The 23,337-nt window shown below is 61.0% G+C and carries 20 protein-coding genes; 1 reads left to right on the forward strand and 19 read right to left on the reverse strand.

The window, feature by feature from the left end:
• Positions 1-64 precede the first annotated feature (64 nt).
• From ACQ4W7_RS24555 to ndk, 15 genes are all read right to left on the reverse strand, one after another.
• Positions 65-1,378 carry an adenylosuccinate synthase gene (locus ACQ4W7_RS24555; RefSeq protein WP_034789024.1) on the reverse strand — a complete coding sequence of 438 codons (1,314 nt, stop codon included), beginning with the start codon at positions 1,376-1,378 and terminating at the stop codon, positions 65-67.
• Between the two features lie 3 nt (positions 1,379-1,381).
• Positions 1,382-2,554, reverse strand: a complete 1,173-nt coding sequence (locus ACQ4W7_RS24560) for an ATP phosphoribosyltransferase regulatory subunit (RefSeq protein WP_282406441.1) — start codon at positions 2,552-2,554, stop codon at positions 1,382-1,384.
• A gap of 271 nt (positions 2,555-2,825) precedes the next feature.
• Positions 2,826-3,713 (reverse strand): protease modulator HflC, encoded by an 888-nt coding sequence (gene hflC / locus ACQ4W7_RS24565; protein WP_034789029.1) that lies wholly within the window; start codon positions 3,711-3,713, stop codon positions 2,826-2,828.
• On the reverse strand, positions 3,713-4,990 hold the full coding sequence (gene hflK, locus ACQ4W7_RS24570) for an FtsH protease activity modulator HflK (RefSeq protein WP_426070694.1): 1,278 nt from the start codon (positions 4,988-4,990) through the stop codon (positions 3,713-3,715). The genes hflC and hflK overlap by 1 nt, the downstream gene beginning before the upstream one ends.
• A gap of 2 nt (positions 4,991-4,992) precedes the next feature.
• Positions 4,993-6,216, reverse strand: coding sequence for a GTPase HflX (gene hflX / locus ACQ4W7_RS24575; RefSeq protein WP_436534004.1), 1,224 nt, complete (start codon positions 6,214-6,216; stop codon positions 4,993-4,995).
• A gap of 114 nt (positions 6,217-6,330) precedes the next feature.
• A complete protein-coding gene (hfq, locus tag ACQ4W7_RS24580; protein ID WP_008450615.1) occupies positions 6,331-6,567 on the reverse strand; it encodes an RNA chaperone Hfq in 237 nt (78 codons plus the stop codon).
• A gap of 238 nt (positions 6,568-6,805) precedes the next feature.
• Complete coding sequence (der, locus tag ACQ4W7_RS24585; protein WP_010399874.1) at positions 6,806-8,152, reverse strand: ribosome biogenesis GTPase Der; 1,347 nt, start codon at positions 8,150-8,152, stop codon at positions 6,806-6,808.
• A gap of 4 nt (positions 8,153-8,156) precedes the next feature.
• Positions 8,157-9,302 carry an outer membrane protein assembly factor BamB gene (gene bamB / locus ACQ4W7_RS24590; protein WP_426070696.1) on the reverse strand — a complete coding sequence of 382 codons (1,146 nt, stop codon included), beginning with the start codon at positions 9,300-9,302 and terminating at the stop codon, positions 8,157-8,159.
• Between the two features lie 85 nt (positions 9,303-9,387).
• Positions 9,388-10,056: a YfgM family protein gene (locus ACQ4W7_RS24595; RefSeq protein ID WP_436534006.1), complete on the reverse strand. Its 669-nt coding sequence runs from the start codon at positions 10,054-10,056 to the stop codon at positions 9,388-9,390.
• 54 nt (positions 10,057-10,110) lie between these two features.
• Entirely contained in the window at positions 10,111-11,472 is a 1,362-nt protein-coding gene (gene hisS / locus ACQ4W7_RS24600; protein ID WP_436534008.1) for a histidine--tRNA ligase, read from the reverse strand.
• A gap of 32 nt (positions 11,473-11,504) precedes the next feature.
• Positions 11,505-12,773 carry a flavodoxin-dependent (E)-4-hydroxy-3-methylbut-2-enyl-diphosphate synthase gene (gene ispG / locus ACQ4W7_RS24605; RefSeq protein ID WP_426070699.1) on the reverse strand — a complete coding sequence of 423 codons (1,269 nt, stop codon included), beginning with the start codon at positions 12,771-12,773 and terminating at the stop codon, positions 11,505-11,507.
• 45 nt (positions 12,774-12,818) lie between these two features.
• The gene (locus tag ACQ4W7_RS24610) at positions 12,819-13,760 is read right to left on the reverse strand and encodes a RodZ domain-containing protein (RefSeq protein WP_436534011.1); all 942 of its coding nucleotides are present in this window, start codon (positions 13,758-13,760) and stop codon (positions 12,819-12,821) included.
• Between the two features lie 13 nt (positions 13,761-13,773).
• Entirely contained in the window at positions 13,774-14,574 is an 801-nt protein-coding gene (gene pilW / locus ACQ4W7_RS24615; RefSeq protein ID WP_436534013.1) for a type IV pilus biogenesis/stability protein PilW, read from the reverse strand.
• Between the two features lie 11 nt (positions 14,575-14,585).
• A complete protein-coding gene (gene rlmN / locus ACQ4W7_RS24620) occupies positions 14,586-15,761 on the reverse strand; it encodes a dual-specificity RNA methyltransferase RlmN (RefSeq protein WP_034752035.1) in 1,176 nt (391 codons plus the stop codon).
• A 127-nt stretch (positions 15,762-15,888) separates the two neighbouring features.
• Entirely contained in the window at positions 15,889-16,305 is a 417-nt protein-coding gene (ndk, locus tag ACQ4W7_RS24625) for a nucleoside-diphosphate kinase (RefSeq protein WP_070223377.1), read from the reverse strand.
• 221 nt (positions 16,306-16,526) lie between these two features.
• Between ndk and ACQ4W7_RS24630 the strand changes: the two genes are divergently transcribed.
• Positions 16,527-17,213, forward strand: a complete 687-nt coding sequence (locus tag ACQ4W7_RS24630) for a Bax inhibitor-1/YccA family protein (RefSeq protein ID WP_116745129.1) — start codon at positions 16,527-16,529, stop codon at positions 17,211-17,213.
• Between the two features lie 113 nt (positions 17,214-17,326).
• On the opposite strand, the gene ACQ4W7_RS24635 is transcribed toward ACQ4W7_RS24630, so the two are convergent.
• The 4 genes from ACQ4W7_RS24635 to rpoS form a co-directional block, all read right to left on the reverse strand.
• The gene (locus tag ACQ4W7_RS24635; protein WP_436534015.1) at positions 17,327-18,361 is read right to left on the reverse strand and encodes a cupin-like domain-containing protein; all 1,035 of its coding nucleotides are present in this window, start codon (positions 18,359-18,361) and stop codon (positions 17,327-17,329) included.
• Between the two features lie 75 nt (positions 18,362-18,436).
• Complete coding sequence (locus ACQ4W7_RS24640; protein ID WP_436534017.1) at positions 18,437-20,425, reverse strand: glycosyl hydrolase family 18 protein; 1,989 nt, start codon at positions 20,423-20,425, stop codon at positions 18,437-18,439.
• Positions 20,426-20,824: 399 nt separating this feature from the next.
• Positions 20,825-22,168, reverse strand: coding sequence for a 23S rRNA (uracil(1939)-C(5))-methyltransferase RlmD (gene rlmD / locus ACQ4W7_RS24645; protein ID WP_436534019.1), 1,344 nt, complete (start codon positions 22,166-22,168; stop codon positions 20,825-20,827).
• A 131-nt stretch (positions 22,169-22,299) separates the two neighbouring features.
• Positions 22,300-23,331: an RNA polymerase sigma factor RpoS gene (rpoS, locus tag ACQ4W7_RS24650; protein ID WP_436534021.1), complete on the reverse strand. Its 1,032-nt coding sequence runs from the start codon at positions 23,329-23,331 to the stop codon at positions 22,300-22,302.
• Positions 23,332-23,337: the final 6 nt, after the last annotated feature.

Raw genomic sequence — 23,337 nt, forward strand, 5'->3', positions numbered from 1 at the left:
TAGTGAAATCTTATTATTAGCGTGATTAAAAAAATCCGCCTTGCGGCGGATTGTGTCCAGCAGCTTACTCGAATGGGTGGCGCAGCACGATCGTTTCTTCACGATCCGGACCGGTCGAAACCATGTCCACCGGCACGCCGACCAGTTCTTCAATACGCTTGATGTAAGCGCGCGCTGTTGCTGGCAGGGCAGCCAGCGATTTCGCGCCGACCGTGCTTTCCGTCCAGCCTGGCATCTCTTCGTACACAGGTACGCAACGGGCGGCTTCTTCAGCGCCCGATGGGAAGATGTCCGTGGCCACGCCGTCGATGGTGTAGCCGGTGCACAGTTTCAGCGTTTCGATACCGTCCAGCACGTCCAGCTTGGTCAGGCACATGCCCGTCACGCCGTTGATCTGCACGGAACGGCGCAACAAGGCGGCGTCAAACCAGCCGCAGCGGCGGGCACGGCCCGTCACAGTGCCGAATTCATGGCCGACTTGCGCCAGGTGGTGACCGACGCCTGCATCCGTTGGCAGTTCCGAAGGGAACGGGCCGGAACCGACGCGCGTCGTGTAAGCCTTGGTGATGCCCAGGATGTAGTGCAGCATGCCGGGACCGACACCCGAACCGGCAGCGGCATTGCCGGCCACGCAGTTCGACGAGGTGACGAACGGATAGGTGCCGTGATCGACGTCGAGCAGGGAACCCTGCGCGCCTTCGAACAACAGGTTGGCGCCGGCCTTGTGCGCCTTGTACAGCGCGCTCGACACGTCGGTGACCATCGGACGCAGACGCGGCACATAAGCCAGCGCGTCGTCGAGGGTCTTCTGGTAATCGATGCGCGGAGCTTTCAGGTAGTGCTCCAGCACGAAGTTGTGGTAGTCGAGGTTTTCCGCCAGTTTTTCAGCGAAACGGCTCTCGTTCAGCAGGTCGGCGACGCGGATGGCGCGGCGCGCTACTTTGTCTTCGTAGGCCGGGCCGATGCCCTTGCCGGTGGTGCCGATCTTGGCCGCGCCGCGCGCAGCTTCACGGGCCAGGTCGAGTGCCGAGTGGTAAGGCAAGATCACCGGCGCGGCGTCCGACACTTTCAGGCGCGAGGCGACTTCGACGCCGACGGCTTCGAGCTTGTCGATTTCGCGCAGCACGTCCGGCACGGAAACGACCACGCCGTTACCGATGTAGCAGGCGACGCCTGGACGCATGATGCCCGACGGGATCAGCTGCAGCGCAGTCTTGACGCCGCCGATGACCAGCGTGTGGCCTGCATTGTGGCCGCCCTGGAAGCGCACCACACCTTGAGCGTGATCGGTCAACCAATCGACGATCTTGCCTTTACCTTCATCGCCCCATTGGGTGCCGATGACAACAACGTTCTTTGCCATAATTTTCTTTGACATCACTCAACCTAAGTTTTTAAGAATCCAGCTACTACCATTATCGGCAAGTACCAGCACGCGATCGCACTCGAACTCGTCTTGTTCATTACTGTGACCCGGCATACTCTGGATCACGACCTCGCCCGCCTTGCGCAACTCGGCGATTTTTTCCTTCAATTCTGGCGCGCTGCCCCACGGCGCGCGGATCGAATGCTTCCGTTCCGCGGTCGGCAACAAGCGCGCCAGTTCGCGCAAATCGAGCGAGAAGCCGGTCGCGGGACGTGCCCGGCCGAACGCTTCGCCGACGTGGTCATAACGGCCGCCGCGCGCAACCGCGTTCGGCAAGCCAGGTACATACAGCGCAAACATCGCGCCACTTTCATATTGGTAGCCGCGCAGGTCGGCCAGGTCGATCGCCACTTCGGCGCGGCCCAAAGCCTTAGTTTCCACAGTCGCGGCCAGCGCGGCCAGTTCGGCCAGCGCTTTCAGCACGCCCGGCAGCGGCGGCAGCACTTCGCGCGCACGCGCCAGCACGTCGATGTCGCCGTACAGGTTCGGCAAGGCCAGCAGCGCATCGCGCGTGACGGGATCGTAGGCAGCCGTCAGCGCACGCAGGCCAGGCGCATCTTTCGCGCGCAACAAGGTGTACAGCGCAGCCTCGTCGCGCACGGCAGCGGCATCTTGCGCAATGATAGCGCGCAACAGGCCAACGTGCGACAAATCCAGGCGGACGCTATCGAAACCGGCCAGTGCCAGCGAAGCGAGCGCCAGTTCCTGGATCTCGGCGTCCGCTTCCAGGCCGGCGTGGCCATAGATTTCGGCGCCGATCTGCAGCGGTTCGCGGGTGGCGTGCAGACCCGAAGGACGGGTATGCAGCACGCTGCCGGCGTAGCACAGACGGGTTACGGTGGCACGGTTGAGCAGGTGCGCGTCGATGCGCGCCACTTGCGTCGTCATGTCGGCACGCAGGCCGAGCATGCGGCCCGACAGCTGGTCGACCAGTTTGAACGTGCGCAGGTCGGTATCCTTGCCAGCGCCAGTCATCAGCGATTCCAGATACTCGAGCAGCGGCGGCATGACCAGTTCATATCCGTACAGACGGAAATTATCCAGCATGAGGCGGCGCAGCTCTTCGATCTTGCGCGCTTCCGACGGCAGAACATCGGCAATATTTTCGGGCAAAAGCCAATTCGGCATGAGGGAGCGAGATACGGAAGAAAGTTGAAAAAATGCATCATGCGAGGCAGCGGCGGGCGCGCCAGGCAAGAGGCCGAACCTGATATTTTACGCGAAAACACGGGCCTTTAGGGATAAGTTGTCCGAATCGCTGCCGCACAGTTCTAAAAACACCGCATTTTACGCCTTCCCGCCACAGCCTGGGCACACCAAAAAAACGGGGCCGGCATTGACGCCGGCCCCGCTGCTGCTGCCACCCGCCCTTGCGGCCAGGTGCAGTCTGGATGCTGCCTTACTTCTTGGCCGAACCGGCTGCACCGCCGCCCTTGAAGTACTTGAAGAATTCCGAACTCGGATCGACCACCATCACGTCGCCCTTGTCCTTGAAGGTGGCGCGGTAGGCTTCCAGGCTACGGTAGAACTTGTAGAACTCCGGATTCCGGCCAAACGCTTCCGCATAGATCTGCGATGCCTTGGCATCGCCCTCGCCGCGGATCTTCTCGGCTTCACGATATGCTTCGGCCAGGATCACCGTGCGCTGCTTGTCGGCGTCGGCGCGGATTTTCTCGGAGTCGGCCGAACCGGTCGAACGCAGCTCATTGGCCACGCGCACGCGCTCGGACTTCATGCGCTCGTACACGGAGTTGTTGATCTGCTCGACGTAGTCGACACGCTTCAGGCGCACGTCGACGATTTCCACGCCGATGGCCTTGGCTTCCGCCGACACCTTGGCCAAAATCGCTTCCATCACCTTGCCGCGCTGGCCCGAGATCACTTCGCGCACGGTGCGCTTGGTGATTTCATCGTTCAGCGCTGCCTTGACGATTTGCGACATGCGGTTGCGGGCCGGCTTTTCATCGCCGCCAAAGCTGCGGAAATACAGCCGTGGGTCGGCGATGCGCCATTTCACATAAGCGTCGACGAGGATGTTCTTCTTCTCGGCCGTGATGAAGCGTTCCGGTTCCGGCGTATCCAGGGTCAGGATGCGCTTGTCCAGGTACAGCACGTTCTGGAACGGCGGCGGCAGTTTGAAATACAGGCCCGGCGTGCTGATGACTTCCTTGACTTCACCGAGGGCGAAGACGACCGCATACTTACGCTGGTCGACCACAAACACGGTCGACGACAAGAGCATGATCGCGATAAAGCCCGCGATCAGGGCGGCTACGATACGGTTCATTAGCGACTCTCCCGTTCACGCGAAGAGCGGCGCGTATTGACTTCTACTGTCGGCATGGCTTCCTGTGGCAAAACGGTGTTGGCTGCGGGTGTCGCGCCAGCACGGGCGGCAGCGGCATCGGTGGCAGCCGTCTGGGCGATCAGCTTGTCGAGCGGCAGATACAGCAGATTGCTGCCCGTCTTCGCGTCAACCATAACCTTGCTGGCACTGCTGAACACTTGCTGCATCGTTTCCAGGTACATGCGGTCGCGCGTGACGACCGGTGCCTTCTGGTACTCGACCAGCACCTGCTTGAAGCGCGAAGCATTACCTGCGGCGTTCTCGGTCACCATCGCACTGTAGGCGGCGGCTTCCTCCATCAGGCGGAAAGCGGCGCCGCGGGCTTTTGGAATGACGTCGTTGGCGTAAGCCTGGCCTTCATTCTTCTGGCGTTCGCGGTCCTGGCCGGCCTTGACGGCATCGTCGAAGGCGGCTTGCACCTGCTCCGGCGGCTGCACGGCCTGCATCGTCACGTTGGTGATAGCGACACCTACTTTGTAGCGGTCGAGAATTTGCTGCATCAGTTGCTGCGTATCGTAAGCGACCTTTTCGCGGCCTTCATACAGCACGAAGTCCATCTTGCTGCGGCCCACCACTTCGCGGATCGCCGTTTCGGCGACCTGGCGCAGGGTATCTTCCTGGTCGCGCGTGTTGAACAGCCACGCCACAGGGTCTTTCAGCGTGTATTGCACCGCGAACTGGATGTCGATGATGTTTTCATCGTCCGTCAGCATCAGCGACTCGCTGGCCTGCTTGTTGCGCAGCGACTGGCGGTAACCGACTTCCACCGTGCGCACCTGCGACACGTTGACGGTTTCGTCAGTCTGGAACGGGTACGGCCAGCGCCAGTTGAAACCGGCCGGCGTGGTGTGGCTATACTTGCCGAACGTGAGCACGACGCCGCTCTGGCCCTCTTGCACGATGAAGGCGCCGCTGGCGAGCCAGATGAAGACGGCGATCACGCCGACCACGCCAGCGGTGATGCCGGCGCCCTTCATGTCGGGACGCGGACCACCGCCACCGCCGTTGTTATTGCCGCCGTTGTCGGGACGGTTCTTCTGTCCGAAAAAGGCATTCAGGCGCTGATTGAAATCGCGCCACAACTGATCGAGGTCCGGCGGACCTTCGCCGGGCTTTTTGCCTTCTTGGGCTTTCTTGCCGTCGTCCTTGCGATTGCCCCAGCGGGGATCGTTCAGGGACAACTTCAAGCCTGTTTTTTTGAGTAGGGAGACAAGCATAACTATCGTGTTCCGACTTGGGAGTGGGTGGAAATCCTATCGTCCTCGCCAGGCTCTTCGTCCTGGTCCGGGGCGGCGCCATCGTGCTGGTCGTACTGACCGTCCAACTGATCTTCCTGCGGTGCTGCGTCGTTCTGATACAGGTACGCCGAACCGGGCGCCTTCCTGGCCATCTCGACAATCGCATCGCGCAGCAGGTCGAGACCGCTACCCTTCTGCGCACTGACGAAGACGCGACTGATCGTAGCATATTCATCGCGCTCCACCGATGGCTCCAGCCCGGCCGCATCGATCTTGTTCCACACGAGGATTTGCGGAATATGATCGGCGCCGATCTCTTTCAAGACCAGGTTGACCTGCTCGATCTGCTCCATGCGCACCGGCGACGCAGCGTCGACGACGTGCAGCAGCAAATCGGCATGGATGGTTTCTTCGAGCGTGGCGCGGAAAGCGGCCACCAGTTGATGCGGCAATTCGCGCACGAAACCGACCGTGTCGGAGATCACCACATTGCCCACTTCCTGGCCCAGGTAAACCCGGCGCGAGGTGGTGTCCAGGGTGGCGAACAACTGGTCGGCAACATACACGCCAGCCTTGGTCACGGCATTGAACAGGGTCGACTTGCCGGCATTGGTATAGCCGACCAGGGACACCGAAAATGTGTGATTGCGGCCGCGCGCGCGGCGCTGCGTTTCGCGCTGCTTGTGCAGCTTTTCCAGGCGGGCGCGCAAGGCCTTGACACGGTCGCCGATCAGCCGACGGTCGGTCTCGAGCTGCGTCTCGCCGGGACCGCGTAAGCCGATCCCGCCCTTTTGCCGCTCAAGGTGGGTCCAGCCGCGGATCAGGCGCGTGGCCAGATGCTGCAACTGGGCCAGCTCGACTTGCAACTTGCCCTCGTGGCTCTTGGCGCGCTGCGCGAAGATGTCGAGGATCAAGCTGGTGCGGTCGAGCACCCGCACATTCAGGCGCTTTTCCAGATTGCGCTGTTGGGCAGGTGACAGGGCATGGTTAAAAATGACGATTTCCAGGCCGTCATTGACGACCACGTCGCCAATTTCATCGGCCTTGCCACTGCCGACGAAATAGGCGGAATCGGGACTGGAACGTTTGGCCGTGATGGTGGAAATCGGGTCTACGCCAGCCGAGCGCGACAACAGCATGAGTTCCTCCATGCTGGCGGCGAAGTCGCTGTGACCGAAGTCAACCCCGACTAGTGCCGCGCGCATGATGGCATCAGATAAGTGGCGACGCACGCCGACGCCGATGCAAACGCATCAGCGCCGCTGGCGCGGACGGGGGCGACGGAGGGTGAAAGGCGCTGGGCCGTCAAGCTCAACGCTTTACTCCGCTTCAGATTCAATATTGAGATTGACGGCACGGGCCGGCACCACTGTCGAGATGGCATGCTTGTACACCATCTGTGTCACCGTATTGCGCAGCAATACGACATATTGATCGAACGATTCGATATGGCCCTGCAATTTAATGCCATTGACCAGGTAGATCGAGACAGGAACATGCTCTTTGCGTAATGCATTGAGGAATGGGTCTTGTAACAGTTGCCCTTTGTTGCTCATAACAGCTCCGTTGTTTATGTTGTTGTGTAAGAATTGGAGGCGACTCGCTTGATTTCAAGTGCTCTCACACCTTTCAAAGAAAGAAAGATGCGTCATAGCTACTGTAACCTGTTTTCACGATCGCTGTCGCGCATGGCGCATTAACACTTTCATTTCGTGCAAGAGCCATTGAATTGGCTGTCGGCGCCGCATTATCTCTGCGGCGCCTTAATATGCACTTAATCCAGCGGTTAAATCATTACTTGCTCGGCGTGCGCGCAAACGGGTTTTTACCCGTGCGCAGTTCGATGCGCAGTGGCGTACCGACCAGGGCAAACGTATCGCGGAAATGTTTTTCCAGATAGCGCTTGTAGGGATCGCCAACGGCGTCGAGCGCATTGCCGTGAATAACGATCACAGGCGGGTTCATGCCACCCTGGTGAGCATAGCGCAGCTTCGGACGGATCGAGCCCTTGCGGCGCGGCTCCTGCTTCTCCACGGCCTCGATCAGGGCGCGCGTCAGTTTCGGCGTCGACAGATCGCACATGGCGGCCGCATACGCGGCGTTGAGCGACTTCATCAGTGGAGCGATGTTGGTACCCTTCAGCGCCGAAATGAAATGCATCTGCGCGAACGACAGGAAATCGAGCTTGCGGTCGATATCGATCTTGATCTCGTCGCGTTCGTGCGATTGCAAACCATCCCATTTATTCACGGCCACCACCAGCGCGCGGCCCGATTCCAGGATGAAGCCGGCGATATGCGCGTCTTGCTCTGAAATATCCTGCTGCGCGTCGAGCATCAGCACCACCACGTTGGCTTCGGAAATCGATTGCAGGGTTTTCACCACCGAGAATTTCTCGATCGCTTCAAATACCTTGCCGCGGCGGCGGATACCGGCCGTGTCGATCAGCGTGTATTGCTGGCCATCGCGCTCGAACGGAATCTCGATCGAGTCGCGCGTCGTGCCCGGCATGTCGAAGGCGATCACGCGCTCTTCGCCCAGCAGGGTGTTGATGAGGGTCGACTTGCCCACGTTTGGACGACCGACGAGGGCAATCTTGATGCCGCGGTCGGTCTTTTCCAGCTCTTCAGGCTCATCCGGACGCTGCGCGAAGGCCAGGTCCAGCATCACTTCGACGAGGTCGTTGACGCCGTCGCCGTGCGCCGACGAGATCGCATACGGATCGCCCATGCCCAATTCATAGAATTCGGACACGACGGCCGTATAGCGCATGCCTTCGCTTTTATTGACCACCAGCAAGACCGGGCGGCCGCTCTTGCGCAGGAAGTCAACGATGGTCTTGTCATGCGGGGTCAGGCCTTGGCGGCCGTCCACGATGAACACCACCACGTCGGCCTCGGCCACGGCCTGCTTGGTCTGCAGTGCCATCTGGTGCATGATGCCTTCCTTGGCGACGGGTTCGAAACCACCCGTATCGATGACCAGGAAGGGACGTTCGCCGACACGGCCTTCGCCATAGTGACGATCGCGCGTCAACCCAGGCAAATCCGCCACCAGCGCATCGCGCGAGCGGGTCAGACGATTGAATAAAGTCGATTTCCCAACATTGGGTCGACCTACTAGTGCAATTACCGGCTTCATTGTATTACTCGACCGCGAGAGCGGTCACTGTCCCTGATTGGGTTTGAAAAATCAAATTCGAACCTGCCACAACGGGAGCCGAAACAATCGGACTACCGTCGGTGCTGACACGACCTATTAATGCGCCATCTTCCCGTGACAGGAAGTGGATGTAACCTTGATAGTCACCGACGGCGACGCTGCGGCCAAAAGAAGCCGGCGTCGACAAGCGGCGGCGCGCCAGCGCCTCATTCTTCCAGGCGCCCTGGCCGCCTTCGCGGCTGAACGCCACCACGGCGCCCTGGGCGTCGGCGGCAAACACGAAACGCTGGTCGACGGCCACGCCCACATCGGACGAGATCGGCTTGGTCCAGCGCGGCACGCCCGTGGCGGCATCGAAGCAGCCCGCCTTGCCCTGGTACGTGACGGCGCACACTTCGCCTTCGAACACCACCGGCGTGCCGGCGATATCGGAGACGCGCTCCAGTTCGGTGGCGCCGCGCGGTTCGCTGACGACGATCTCCCAGCGTACCACACCGGTGGCGGCCGTCAGTGCCAGCAACTTGCCGCCCGGCTGGGCCACATAGACATTCGCGCCGCCCAGTACCATGCCAGGCGCATTGCGCAGGGTCAGTGCCGGCGTGGCGCGCTGCACCGTCCACTTGCGCTCGCCCGTCTTGGCATCGAAGCCGACGATGCGGTTGTCCACGCTGCGCACCACGACCACGCCCTGTCCCACGACAGGCGGGGTCAGCACTTCGCTGGACGCCTGTGCCTTCCACAGCTGCTTGCCATCGGCATCGAAGGCCAGCACGGCGCCCTTGGCGGCGCCCACGGCCACCAGCGTGCCATCGCTACCGGCACTGGAGGTGATGTCGCTGCCGGCCTTGATGCGCCACGTTTCCCGGCCGCTGGCCGCATCCAGGCGCGCCAGCGCGCCATCGGCATTGACCACGTACAGGCTGTTGCCGGCCAGCGCAGGCGTAAACGCGTACACGCCGGCCTTGCCGATCGAATACTTCCAGGCGTCGCGTACGGCAATACTCGATTTTAACTCGACCAGCTTGGCCGGTTCGACTTTCGGGTCTTTCGAGGCAAACGGGTTCCAGGACGAGCAACCGGCCATCAGGGCCAACAGACTTGCAGCTACCAGCTTTTCAGTGACACGCATAAGTGTTATCCAACCTTTTTCTTGTACTTGTAAGGGCATGGCAGGCGGCGTAAAGCGCCGCATGGCCGAACCATCAGTGTTCCTGTCAGGCGGCGGCCTTGTCAGCCTTGGCCTTGTCTTCCGGTACCGTACCGCCAATCGCCTCCAGTTTGACCTGAATCAATTGACGACCTGGATTGTTCTTGTCCGTTGCTGCCAGCGCGGCCAGGTAGGCCGTGCGTGCATCGGCCAGCTTGTTTTGCGCCACCAGGATATCGCCCTTGCGGTCGGCCACGGCGCCGGCAAATTGCGCCACGCTGGCCGTCGCCAGCACTTTCAATGCTTCATCGTAGCCTTTTTCGTCCAGCAGGACACCCGCCAGGCGCAGCTTGGCGATGACCTTGTACTCTTCCGTGCCGTGCTCGGTCACCCATTGCAGCTGGGTCTTGGCCGTTTTCAAGTCATTCGCGTCAAACGCCACCTTGGCCGCGGCCAGGGCGCTCATCTGCGCATACGCCGTGCCGCTGAAACGCGATTGCATGTCGCCGGCCGCGCGCATCACCTTGGCGGTGTCCTTGGCGGCGATGGCGTTTTGCAGTTCGTCATACAGCTGGCCCGCTTGCGCAGCTTGCGTGCGCTGGTAGTACTGCCAGCCAGCCCAGCCGCTGTAGCCCGCCAGCGCCACGATCAAGACCCAGGAGGTCAGATTGCCATTGCGCTGCCACCAGGCCTTGAGGGTTGCCAGTTGTTCTTGTTCTTCGTGATCGTATGCCATGGGTCGTCAGTTTTAATGAGTAGTTGATCGAGGGTAGTACGGTCTTGCTTCAAATCAATGGTGGTGATGCACGTGACCGCCAGGACCGTGGTCGTGGCCGCAATCGTGGTCGCCGATGATCTGGTCCACCACGTAATCGACGACATCGTCGAACGGCACCGTGTTTTGCTGCGCGCCAGCATCGGCTTCGCGCATGGCTTTCACCGTGGCCACATTGTTGGCGATTTCATCGTCGCCCATGATCACGGCAAACGCCGCGCCGCTGGCATCGGCCTTTTTCATTTGCGTCTTGAAGCTGCCGCCACCGTTGCTCGTTGCGCAATGTAGCACAACGTCGAGGCCCGCATCGCGAATCCGTTCGGCCAGCACGAATGCCTGCAGGCCTGCCTGCTCACCCTGGTGCACCAGGTACACGTCGCACTGGGCCGGCGCTTCCGGCTCAGCCGCGTCCTTCATCAGCAGCACCAGACGTTCAACGCCCATGCCGAAACCGACGGCTGGCGTCGATTTGCCACCGAACATTTCCACCATGCCGTCATAGCGGCCACCGGCGCACACCGTGCCTTGCGCGCCCAGCTTGTCGCTGACCCACTCGAACACCGTGCGATTGTAGTAATCGAGGCCGCGCACCAGGCGTGGATTGATGGTGAATGGAATATTGTTGTGGTTCAAGATCTTCTGCACGCCGTGGAAGTGCGCCAGCGATTCCTCTCCCAAGTAGTCCAGCAGCTTCGGCGCGCCATTGACCAGGTCTTGCATGGCAGGGTTCTTGGTATCGAGGATGCGCAGCGGATTGCTGTGCAGGCGGCGCTTGGCTTCTTCGTCGAGCAGCTCGCTGTGGCTTTCCAGGTAGGCGATCAGGTCGGCGCGGTGGCGCAGGCGCTCGTCCGCGTCGCCGATCGAGTTCAGCTCCAGGCGGATGCCTTCCAGGCCCAGGTCATCCCACAGGCGACGCGACAGCATGATGATCTCGGCGTCGATATCCGGGCCCGTGAAACCGATGGCTTCCACGCCGAACTGATGGAACTGGCGATAGCGGCCTTTTTGCGGGCGCTCATGGCGGAACATCTGGCCCTTGTACCACAGGCGTTTCGGGCCTTCGTAGACGAGGTTGTGCTCGACCACGGCGCGCACCACGCCAGCCGTGCCTTCAGGGCGCAAGGTCAGGTTGTCGCCGTTCATCGAATCGGTGAACGAATACATTTCCTTTTCCACGATATCGGTCACGGCGCCGATGGCGCGCGCGAACAATTTCGTTTCTTCTACGATCGGCGTGCGGATTTGCTGGAAGCCGTAGCTTTGCAGCACGGATTGCGCCGTATTTTCAAACAATTCCCACAGCGGGGCGTCGGCGGGCAGCACGTCGTTCATGCCTTTCACGCCTGTAATTTTCTCTGCTTTTTTATTTTCGGACATAGTGTTCTTCTTTACTTTTTATCGGGTCAGGCTCAGACGGCAACCGTATTTCCGTAGTGACTCTGTACATACTTCAAGACGATGTCCTGGAATTCCTCGACGATACGCTCGCCGCGCAGGGTGACGACTTTTTCACCGTCGACAAAGACGGGCGCGGCCGGCGATTCACCCGTGCCGGGCAGGCTGATGCCGATGTTCGCATGCTTCGATTCGCCGGGACCATTGACGATGCAGCCCATGACGGCCACGTTCATCGCTTCCACGCCCGGATATGCTTTCTTCCATTCCGGCATCTGCTCGCGCAGATACGTCTGGATGTTGTCGGCCAATTCCTGGAAGGTGGTCGACGTCGTGCGGCCGCAGCCCGGGCAGGCGATCACCATGGGCGCGAACTTGCGCAAGCCCATGGTTTGCAATATCTCCTGGCCGACGATGACTTCGCGCGTGCGGTCGCCGCCCGGCTCGGGCGTAAGCGAGATGCGGATGGTGTCGCCGATGCCCTCTTGCAGCAGCACGGACAGGGCCGCGGTGGACGCCACGATGCCCTTGCTGCCCATGCCCGCTTCCGTCAAGCCCAGGTGCAGCGGATAGTCGCAGCGCTGGGCCAGTTCGCGGTACACGGCGATCAGGTCCTGCACGCCAGACACCTTGCACGACAGGATGATCTTGTCGCGCCCCAGGCCCAGCTCTTCGGCACGCACGGCGTTTTCAATCGCCGACGTCACCAGCGCTTCATACATGACGGCTTGCGCCGGCCACGGGTTGCTGCGGCCCGCGTTTTCATCCATGATGCGCGCCAGCAAGGCTTGATCCAGGCTGCCCCAGTTCACGCCGATGCGCACCGGCTTGTCGTACTTGCACGCCGCTTCGATCATTTGCGCAAATTGCGTGTCGCGCTTGGCGCCCTTGCCCACGTTGCCAGGATTGATCCGGTACTTCGACAGCGCGCGCGCGCAATCGGGGTAATCGTTGAGCAGGGTATGGCCGTTGTAATGGAAGTCGCCCACCAGCGGCACGTCGATCTCCATCTTGTCGAGCTGTTCGCGGATGTAGGGCACGGCCGCAGCCGCCTCGGGACGGTCCACCGTCAGGCGCACCAGTTCCGAACCGGCACGCGCCAGTTCCTTGATCTGGATCGCCGTGCCGATGGCATCGGCCGTGTCCGTGTTCGTCATCGACTGCACCACCACGGGGGCGTCGCCGCCCACCCAGATCTGGCGCTGGCCGTGCGCGATCAGCACCTTGCGGCTGTCGCGCCGGCCGGAAGGACCGGAGCCGATCGCTGTTTTCGAGGTAGCCATAATAGTGTCTTGTGAGTTTGCTTACTTAAACTTCTGGTTTAAACGTTACTTGATGCTGACGCGCGAGATCGTGCCGCCCGCCACAGTCGGCAAGTCCAGCTTCGCGCCGCGCAAGGTTGCCTGCACGGCAGCCGGCTTGCCCACCACCAGGGTGGCCGGGCCGGCGATATCAAATGTTTCCGTGCTGCCAGCCTTGACCATGCGCGAAATCAGCGGCGCGGCGCCAGGACGGCGAATCTCGACCCAGGAATCCTGCTCCACCTTCAACACCAGCGTGTTCGAGACCACGGCCGCTACCGGCGGCGTAACGACCGCCGCCGCTGGCGTCGCGACTGGCGCGGCTGCCGGCACGGACGCGGCTGGCGCTCCCGTCTGCGTGTCGTTGCCCGCAGGCGGCGGCACGGAGATCAGCGGCACGGACGGCGTCTGCACGGGCGACAAATCCTGCCCCGACTTGACCAGGGTCGTTTCCACGGGGCCCACCACGTTCGGATGCACGGCTTCCTTGTCGGCTTGCGCCAGCAGGCTGGCCGGCACATAGCCCAGCTTGTACGCACCAAAAGCGGCAGCCACGACCACGGCAACGGCACCGGCGATCCAGAGCGGAGTCTGGTTCGACGAACGCTGCGTCATCGACGGGAAGCGCGATTCGGAAAACGTGGCGGAAATCTCGCGCCGCACGGGCGCGACAGCCGGGTCTTGCGCCGGCGCCGGGTGCACTTCGATCATGGCGACCAGCGGCGCCGCGTCAAGCTTGACCACCTTGGCATAGGCGCGCACGAAACCGCGCACCACGGCAACGTTCGGCAAGGCCGCCATATCACCCGCTTCCAGCGCGATCACCTGGCGCGTCGCCAGCTTGAGCTGGTCGGCCACCTGTTCCACCGGCCAGCCCAGCGCTTCGCGCTGTGCCTTCAACTGTGCGCCTGCCAACGCCAGATTGCCCTGGGGCTGCTGCTGAGGCGTTTCTGCCCACTCTGAATTCATTGGTATCCCTGTCTCACTCATCAAACGCCCCATTCTGATAAGCAGCATATTCGGAGGAGCCGGAATGGTGGTTGCGCAAATGCGCCCCCAGGCCAGCTTCCGCACCCGCATCCCCGAGCTTATGCTGCACCTTGATCCCGAGCCACAGCACATCGGCCGCCTGGCTCTCCATTGTTGCTATATTACCGAGCCGCTGCAAATAATGAGCCGCTTGCCGGTAGTCTTGCTGTTGGTAATACACGCGCACCAGGCCGGCATTCGTTACTGCCACATCCGGTGCGATCCGTACCGCGCGCATCAAATACGCGCCGGCACGCGGGTAATCGTTTAGGGCCAGGCTGCAAGCACCCCCATTGTTGAGCGCTTTTTCCGGTGACACATACGCCGCGTCCGCCAGAGCCGCATCGAAATACGCCAGCGCTTGCGCGGCGCGTCCCGTCTGGCACAAAAACAGGCCGTAATTATTGCTCAACTCAGGATTGTGGGGCGCAAGGCGCAAAGCGTAAAGGAAATCTTTCTCGGCAGGCACAGTTTGCCGCCGTGCCGACAGGATCAGGGCACGCACACCATAGGCTTGCGCATCGTTTGGCGCCAGCTGCACGGCTTGCTCCGCTTCCGCCAGGGCCACGTCGAGCTGGCCTTGCGCATAATACGCGCTGGCCAGCTGCAGGCGCAGCGCGGCGCGCTCATCGGCGCTCGCCTGTTTGTCCTGGCCAGCGGCCGTGGCGCGGCTTGCGGAAGGAGCAGAAGCACAGCCGACCAGCAGCACAGCCAGGCAGACAGCGGCCACAGCGAGCGAGCGTTGGTAAGCCATGCCTTCCCTCATCAGGAGCGGATCTCCACGATCTTGCCGAAATTGGCGCCAAATTTTTGTTGATACTCAGTCATCTTTTCCATGCGCTCCTGTACTCGCGTACGGTCCTTGACTTCGCCCGCCAACTGGCCGCAAGCCGCATCGATATCGTCGCCGCGCGTCTTGCGCACGGTGGTGATGATGCCGCCGTCCATGAGTACCTGGGCAAATGCCTTGATGCGCGGGTTTTTCGAGCGGAACAGGCCCGACTCGGGAAAGGGGTTAAATGGAATCAGGTTGAACTTGCAGTTCACGCCGAACTCGCGGTCTTGCACCAGCGCCAGCAGTTCGCGCGCGTGCTCGTCGCTGTCATTGACGCCATCGAGCATGCAGTACTCGAAGGTAATGAAATCGCGGGGCGCAAATTCCAGATAGCGCTTGCAGGCGGCCATCAATTCCTTCAACGGGTATTTCTTGTTCAGAGGAATCAACCCGTCGCGCAGCGCATCGTTCGAAGCGTGCAGCGAGACGGCCAGGGCCACCGGCACTTCCTGCGACAACTTGTCCATCATCGGAACCACGCCCGAGGTCGACAGGGTCACGCGGCGGCGCGACAGGCCGTAGGCATTGTCGTCGAGCATCAACTTCAGGGCCGTGACGGTCGGCTCAAAGTTCAGCAGGGGCTCGCCCATGCCCATCATCACCACGTTGGTGATCTGGCGCTCGCCTTTCGGACCCGGCTCGATGCCCTTGGTGCGGCGCAATTCAAATTCAGCCATCCACAGCTGACCGATGATCTCGCCCACGGACAAGTTGCGGTTGAAGCCTTGCTTGCCCGTCGAGCAGAAACGGCAGTTCACGGCGCAACCGGCCTGGGTCGAGATGCACAGCGTACCGCGGTTTTCTTCCGGAATGAACACGGTTTCCACGGCATTACCATTACCGACGTCGACCAGCCACTTGCGCGTGCCATCCGTCGACGTGTGGTCGCTGATGATGGCCGGGGCGCGCACTTCGGCGCGCGTGGCCAGCTTGTCGCGCAGCGACTTGGCCAGGTCCGTCATGGCGTCGAAGTCGGAAGCGCCGAACTGATGTATCCAACGTTGCAATTGTTTCGCACGAAACGGTTTCTCTCCCAACTCGGCGCAATAGGCGATGAGTTGCGCGGGATCGAGGTCCAGCAAGTTGGTGAGGGTCGTCGTATTCATGATCATGTCTATTCTAAAAATCCGTCCCCGCGCGCATCAGGAGGTCAAAGCCACCACAGCGCAGCGGGAACAGGGGGTGATAAGTTATTTCACAGATAACGCCAGGAAATAACGTTATCTAAGGCAATTAAGCCTTCAGTTCTGGGAAAAAGTAAGCGATTTCCACTTTAGCAGCTTCGACAGCGTCGGAACCGTGTACGGCATTAGCGTCGATCGAATCGGCGAAATCGGCGCGGATCGTGCCTTTTTCTGCTTTCTTCGGATCGGTCGCGCCCATCAGGTCACGGTGGGCCAGAACGGCGTTTTCGCCTTCCAGGGCTTGGATCATGACTGGACCGGAAACCATGAAGTCGACCAGATCCTTGAAGAAGCCGCGTTCTTTGTGCGCTGCGTAGAAGCCTTCAGCTTGTTCGCGCGACAGTTGGGTCATGCGTGCTGCAACGATTTTCAGGCCAGCGTTTTCAAAACGGGTGTAGATTTGACCGATTACGTTTTTTGCAACTGCGTCTGGTTTGATGATCGACAGGGTGCGTTCGATTGCCATGTGTGAAAACTCCAATAAAAAGAAAGGTTTAAAACGATAAATTGATAGCTCAATCAACCTTTGATTTTACCATACTCCACCCCATATCACCCAGACAGGCAGACCCCTTCTTACTGACTCATCTGCGTTTAATGGAATCTTAAGCTGGTTTTTTTGTAAAAACCGGGGTCCATGCTATGCTTGAACAAAGTAGTAATTTGAATTGTCAACACGGAGGCACTATGAATCAGAACATGCAACGCACTTTTGACCTGTCGGGGGGCATGCAGCAAGTACGCCACCAGGTCTTGCGCAACACTTACTGGCTGCTGGCGCTGTCCATGATACCGACCGTGCTGGGCGCTTTCATCGGCGTGCAAATGCACTTGCCGATGCTGACCGGCGGCATGGGCTTCATCATCTTCATGGTCGTCGCTTTCGGTTTCATGTACGCGATTGAAAAAACCAAGAACTCGGGCCTGGGCGTCGCCGTCCTGCTGGGCTTTACCTTCTTCATGGGCCTGATGCTCACGCCACTCCTGACGCGCACGCTCGGCTACTCGAACGGCGGCATGCTGATCATGACGGCGTTCGGCGGCACGGCCACCATCCTGGCCGTGATGGCGACGATAGCCACGGTGTCGAAGCGCGACTTCTCGGCCATGGGCAAATGGCTGTTCGCCGGCGTGATCGTGCTGATCCTGGCATCGGTGGCGAACATTTTCCTGGGCCTGTCGGCACTGTCGATCGTGATTTCCATGGTCGCCATCGCCATCTTTTCGGCCTACATCCTGTATGACGTGCAGCAAATCATCAACGGCGGCGAGACCAACTACATCTCGGCCACCCTGCGCATCTACCTGGACGTGTACAACATCTTCACCAGCCTGCTTTCCCTGTTGGGTTTCGCCGGCGGCAGCCGCGACTAAGCGCTGCGCTAGAAATTAGAAAGCCGACCCTCGGGTCGGCTTTTTTACGTCTGTGAAAAAAGCCGCCTGTACGGCGGCTGTTCGCGGCAGGTTCGCAGCATTCGGTAATGCGATCAAAAGTCGTGATTCGACGGATACTTACTGTAAAAATCGTTATCCCATTTGAAATTGGTAAAGGCCACGGTAAGGGAAATATCCAGCGCCTCGACAAAATGCCAGCAACCGACGGGTAAAAACAGGATTTCGCCCGGTGACAGCACGCATTCGCGCACTTGCACGTCGGCCATCAGCGGATAGCGCTGCAAGTCAATGTCGCGCCCGTCGACGGGCGTAAAACAGTGACGCTGGTTGTACACGCGCGCCACCTCGCAGGCAGCCATGATGCGCAGCCGCTTGCGCCCCTTCACCTGCGCCATGAAGTTGTTAGTCAGGTCGTGGTGGAATGGCGTCACCGTGCCGGCCGGGCCAAACCATAAAAAGCCCGTGGGGCCGCCATCCTGCTCCAGGTATTCGGGCAGTTGCCCGATATCGTCCCACAGCTCGCGCAAGGCTTGCCGGTTCTGCGAATTGTTGTTCGCCGTCATGTAGAAATCGTTGCTCGTGCCGCTGCTCTCGACCAGGCTGGCATATTCGCCAAACGCCATCTTGCGCTTGTGCGCCACGCTGTTCATTTCGTACTGCGCATCCGCTTCGCGGCCGAACTGCACTTCCACCTCGCGCTGCGCGTAGTGCTCGCGGAAGTAGGCCGGACTCCATTTCCGGATCGCCGGCCAGTCATCCAGCATGCCGGTGATAATCACGGGCTGATTGGTGGAATAGAACTCCGTTAAAAACTCGTGCGCCGTCAGTTTCTCGCGGCGGGGAATCTCGGTCGGACGCAGATGGTTCAGCCTGCGCTGGATATCGATCACCCAGTCGCGCTTGGCCAGCCGGTTCGACAGGCGCACGGCGCCCGCCAGGTAGGGGCTGTGCAGCGCCAGCTCCACCTCGCGGCGCGCCAGGCTTTCCGCGATGCCGGCCTGTTGCAGCACCGGCATCAGCGCCGACGGGTGACTGCCCAGCATGAGGTTTTCCGCGATCCAGCTGCGCCACTCGCGGCTCAGCTCCTGTACCCCCTGATTGAGTCCCAATGTCGATACGGCCGCCATTACCTGTCTCCTTTTTATATGCATAAGCGGCCGGACAGTATGCACTGTCCGGCCGCACCCTACCCTAACGACGCATTACCGCACTTTCCACACCTCCGTCGCCAGGACGCCGTTGGCGTCGCCATCGAGTTCCCATGAAAACGCGCCGCGCAAGCCCTGGTCCTTGACATATTTCACCTTGGTACCGATGACGGTCGGGTCGTCATAGCTCCACCACTGGCCGCCCGCGCCCGTGTACAGGTACAGCTGCTTGGTCACGGGATGGTAATAGCGCGTGCCGGCCTTGGCGACGAGGATTTTATAGTCCTCGATGCCCGACTCGTAGGTGCCTGGCGCCGTACCCGTGGCCGCCTGGTACAGGCCATCGCCGTTCGGTCCCGGCGCCACGCCCGTCCAGCCGCGGCCATAGAACGGTATGCCCAGCAGCAACTTGTTACGCGGCACGCCGGCGGCAATCATGTATTGCACCGCCTTGTCGCCCACGTATTCGCGTGCCATGCCCGTCGACGGATCGGCGGGGTCAGCATACAGCTGGGCGTTAAAGTTGGTGCTGGTTTCCCAGCCGCCGTGGAAGTCGTAGGTCATCAGGTTGATCCAATCCATGTACTGCGAGTACAGGGCCGGTTCCGTGTTGTCGATCTTGTCCTTGCCGGCACCGACAGCCGCCGTCAACAGGTAGCGCTTGCCGTTGGCGGCACCGAGCGCATCGAGCTGGCTGCGGAATTCCGCCATCAGCAAGGTAAAGTTGCGCTTGTCGTTGGGGCTGACCGTGTTGTACGGCTGGCCGCCGCCCACCGGGTACTCCCAGTCGATGTCGATGCCGTCAAAGATGTTGGCCGCCGCGCCCACGCCGCCGCGCCCGCCCTGCACCGGCAAATTTCCCTTGATGTAGATATCGATGCAGGAACGCACCATCTGCTTGCGCAGGGCATCGGTGGCCGAACCGACGGAGAAATTCTTCGACCAGCTCCAGCCGCCCAGCGAGATGAACAATTTGAGGTTCGGGTGCGCCGCCTTGAGCTTTCTCAGCTGCAGGAAGTTGCCCGACAAGGGAGCGTCCCACGGGATGGCCTGGCCATCGACGGTGCGCTTCGGCGTACGGATGTAGTCGGCCTCGGCATCGCCGCCCGTGCCCGCGTCCGGTGAATTCGGATTCGTCGCGCCCGGTTCCGTCTTGGTGATCATGGCGCATTCATAGCCGCCATTTTTCGAATAGATGTTGCCGAAGGCATAGTTAATGAAGGTCAACTTGTCGGCCACGCCGCTGGAATGCACGTTCGCTACTTCATAGTCGCGGCCATACACGCCCCACTGCGCGAAGTACGAGCCCACTTCGCGGCCCGCGGGCGTTGGCGTTGGTGTCGGGGTCGGGGTCGGCGTTGGCGTTGGAGTCGGGGTCGGGGTCGGGGTCGGCGTTGGCGTTGGGGTCGGGGTCGGGGTCGGGGTCGGGGTCGGGGTCGGCGTTGGAGTTGGCGTTGGAGTTGGCGTTGGAGTTGGCGTTGGCGTTGGCGTGATGCTGCAGATCTCCTGGCTGGTCCATGGCTTGCCCGTGCCCGCGGCGCCGCTGCTGGTCGACGGGTTGTCGCCCTGCGTCCAGTAGTTGGCGCGGTAATTCGTGCCCGCATAGCTGACGGTGGCGCCCGCGCTGTAGGCCGTACCGGCCACCCACGCCAGTGCGCAGGTGCCGCCGGTCGGGGTCGGCGTTGGCGTCGGAGTGGGTGTCGGGGTTGGATTCGGCGTTGGCGTTGGCGTTGGCGTTGGTGTCGGGGTGGGAGTGGGTGTCGGCGTGGTGCCACCATCGCAGGTGCCGCCGGCGCTCCACAGGCTCGGTGTGGAAACGGGATTCCAGCCGGAGCCCACGTGATCGGTCTGTGTCACCAGGGCCGTGTAGTTGGCGCCCAGGTAAGTGACCACCGTGCCGGCATTGTAGGTGCCGCCCTCTTGCCATGGCACGCAGGCGACTACCGTGCTGGCCGCCAGCAATTGTGAGCCACCCGGCGCGCCGGCGTCGCCGCCGCCACCGCATGCCGCCAGCACGCCACCGCTGGCCAGACATACCATCATGTTCCTGATTGTTTTTTTGAGTATTAAATTTTCCACGCTGTCTCCTGTTCAGGTTTGCGGAAATACCACTCTGCTTCAATAAAAAGCTACCCTGTGATTTTGTTTTTTTGCAGCTGCAAGAACAGCATGCTGCTGAAAAAATAGGCGGTCAAGTGGTTTTAAAGTGGCCTCAAAGTGGGCAATACCACTTCGCGCAAAAGCCGCAGCGACAGTGGCGTATGGCGTGTTGTCCTACTGGACAATCAAAAAAACGGCAGAGGGAGGGTGAAGCAAGACGCTGTATCGGGAAAAGACAGACCAGTTTTATAACACGCTGTAAGTGGTATTGGGGTAGCGTGCCGTGCCGTTGAATACGGCAGCGGCGGGTGCCTGCCTGGCCACCCGCCGCGCCAGGCAGACTTATTGAGGCAAATCAAATACCGCCATCGACTCCACGTGCGAGGTGTGCGGGAACATATTCACCACGCCCGCCTTGCTCAGCACATAACCCGCTTCCAGCGCCAGGATGCCGGCGTCGCGCGCCAGGGTTGACGGGCTGCACGAAACGTACACGATGCGTTTCGGCAGCAGGTCCGGACGCACTTGCGACAAGCCGACCAGCGCCTGGCACAGGGCCATGGCACCATCGCGGGGCGGGTCGACCAGAATGCGGTCGAACTTGCCCAGCGCGATCAGGTCGTCCGTCGTCACTTCGAACAGGTTGCGCGTCGAGAACGAGGTTTTTTCCGCCAGGCCGTTGGCCAGGGCGTTTTCCAGCGCCCGCTCCGTCAGGGTGGTGCTGCCTTCGATGCCCACCACGGCGCTGCCTTGCGTGGCCAGCGGCAGGGTGAAATTGCCCAGGCCGCAGAACAGGTCGGCCACGCGGTCGGTCGGCTGCACTTCCAGCAAACGCAGGGCTTTCGACACCAGCACGCGGTTGATGTGGTGGTTCACTTGCGTAAAATCGACAGGCTTGAACGGCATCTTGACGCCGAATTCCGGTAGCAGATAGTGCAGTTGCTTGTCGAGCGGATAGAACGGCACGGCCGTTTCCGGGCCTTTCACCTGCAACCACCATTGCACGCCGTACTCGTCGGCAAACGCCTTCAATATCGTTTCGTCGTCCGCCGTCAACGGCGCCATGATGCGCAAGACCATGGCGGTGACGTCTTCACCCACGGCCAGCTCGATCTGTGGCATCTGCTCGAAAATGGACAGCGAACCGATCAGTGCACGCAGGGGTAACAGCATGGACGAGATGTGCGGCGGCAAGATTTCGCAGCTATCCATGTCGGCAACGAAAGCCGATTTCTTTTCGTGGAAGCCCACCAGCACGGCGTCTTTCTTCTTGACGTGGCGCACCGATAGGCGCGCGCGGTAGCGGTAGCCCCAGGTCGGGCCATACATGGGGCGCATGATGCTTTGCGGACGCACCTTGCCGATATGCCACAAGTTATCTTCCAGCACGCGCTGCTTGATCGCCACTTGCGCCGAGGGCTCCAGATGCTGCATCGAGCAGCCGCCGCAGTTATCGAAATGCTTGCACTTGGGTGTCACGCGCATGGACGATTCGCGGTGCAGCACCGTCATGCGGGCCATTTCCCAGTTCTTCTTTTTCTTGAACGTCACAAAGCTGACGCGCTCGCCCGGCAACGCGCCTTCGACAAATACGACCTTGCCCGGCGAGCCGTCTTCGTTCTCAATATGGCCAACGCCACGGGCGTCCATGTCGAGCGATTTGATTTCGATGATATTTTCTTGCATAGCGATCAATAGGTAAGAGTGGGCCAGGACGCAGGGCCGCGCTGGAACTTGAAAGAATGGGGGAAAGGTCAGGCGCCGCGAGCGGGGCGTATGATAGCAGATGCAGGCCCGCAACAGCCGGACCGGGAGGCTTACAAAAGGGAATCTCTCACGACGCCGCGCGCCGCCATGGCCCGTTTGAGCTTGATCAAGGCTTCTTGCTGGATCTGGCGCACGCGCTCGCGCGTCACGCCCATTTCTTCGGCCAGGGTTTCCAGCGTGGCCGGATCGTCGTTGTCGAGGCCGAAACGGCGCATGATGACCACGCGCTGCTTGTCGGGCAGCTTGGTCAGCCAGTCGCGCACCAGCACCGTCATTTCATGGTGCTCGGCGCGCGCGTCGGGGCTGTCTTCGCTGGCGCCGGGCAGCATGTCCATCAGCGAGGACTGCGGATCGTTGTCGAGCGGCGCGTCGAGCGAGGTGGCGTGCTCGGACAGGGCCAGGATATCCTGCACCTCTTCCACGGGACGGCCCACCAGGTGGGCGATGTCTTCCGCAGTGGCATCCTTGCCATCGTGATGCTGGGCTTCCAGGTGGTATTTGCCGCGCAGGATCTGGTTCAGTTCGCGCACCATGTGCACGGGCAGGCGCACCGTGCGCGCCTGGTTCATGATGGCGCGCTCGATGCTCTGGCGTATCCACCAGGTGGCGTACGTGGAAAAACGGAAACCGCGCTCGGGCTCGAACTTGTCGATGGCCCGCATCAGGCCGATGTTGCCCTCCTCGATCATGTCGAGCAAGACCACGCCGCGGTTGATGTAATGCTTGGCGATCGACACGACCAGGCGCAGGTTGTGCTCGATCATGGTTTGCCGGGCTGCGAAATTGCCCTGTTTGGCCAGGGTGGCGTAATGCACCTCTTGCGCCGCCGTCAGCAGGGGCCGTGTGCCGATCTGGTTCAGATAGTGCTGCGTGGTATCGGTCGACAGTTCGGCCGCCAGCACTTTTTTCAGCTCATCGACACTTTCGACCAGCACGCTGACGCTGGCCACTTCGCGGCCCTCGCCCGCGTCGACGGCATCAATACCGTCGAGCTCGCTGGCCTCGTCCGTCACGACTTCGTCTGCCCCGTCTTCCGGCAGTTCCGGCTCATCGTCCAGCTGATCGTGCGGCGCGTGTGTCATTGCTTT

It is taken from the genome of Janthinobacterium algoris (assembly GCF_051380935.1).
GTDB lineage: Bacteria > Pseudomonadota > Gammaproteobacteria > Burkholderiales > Burkholderiaceae_D > Janthinobacterium.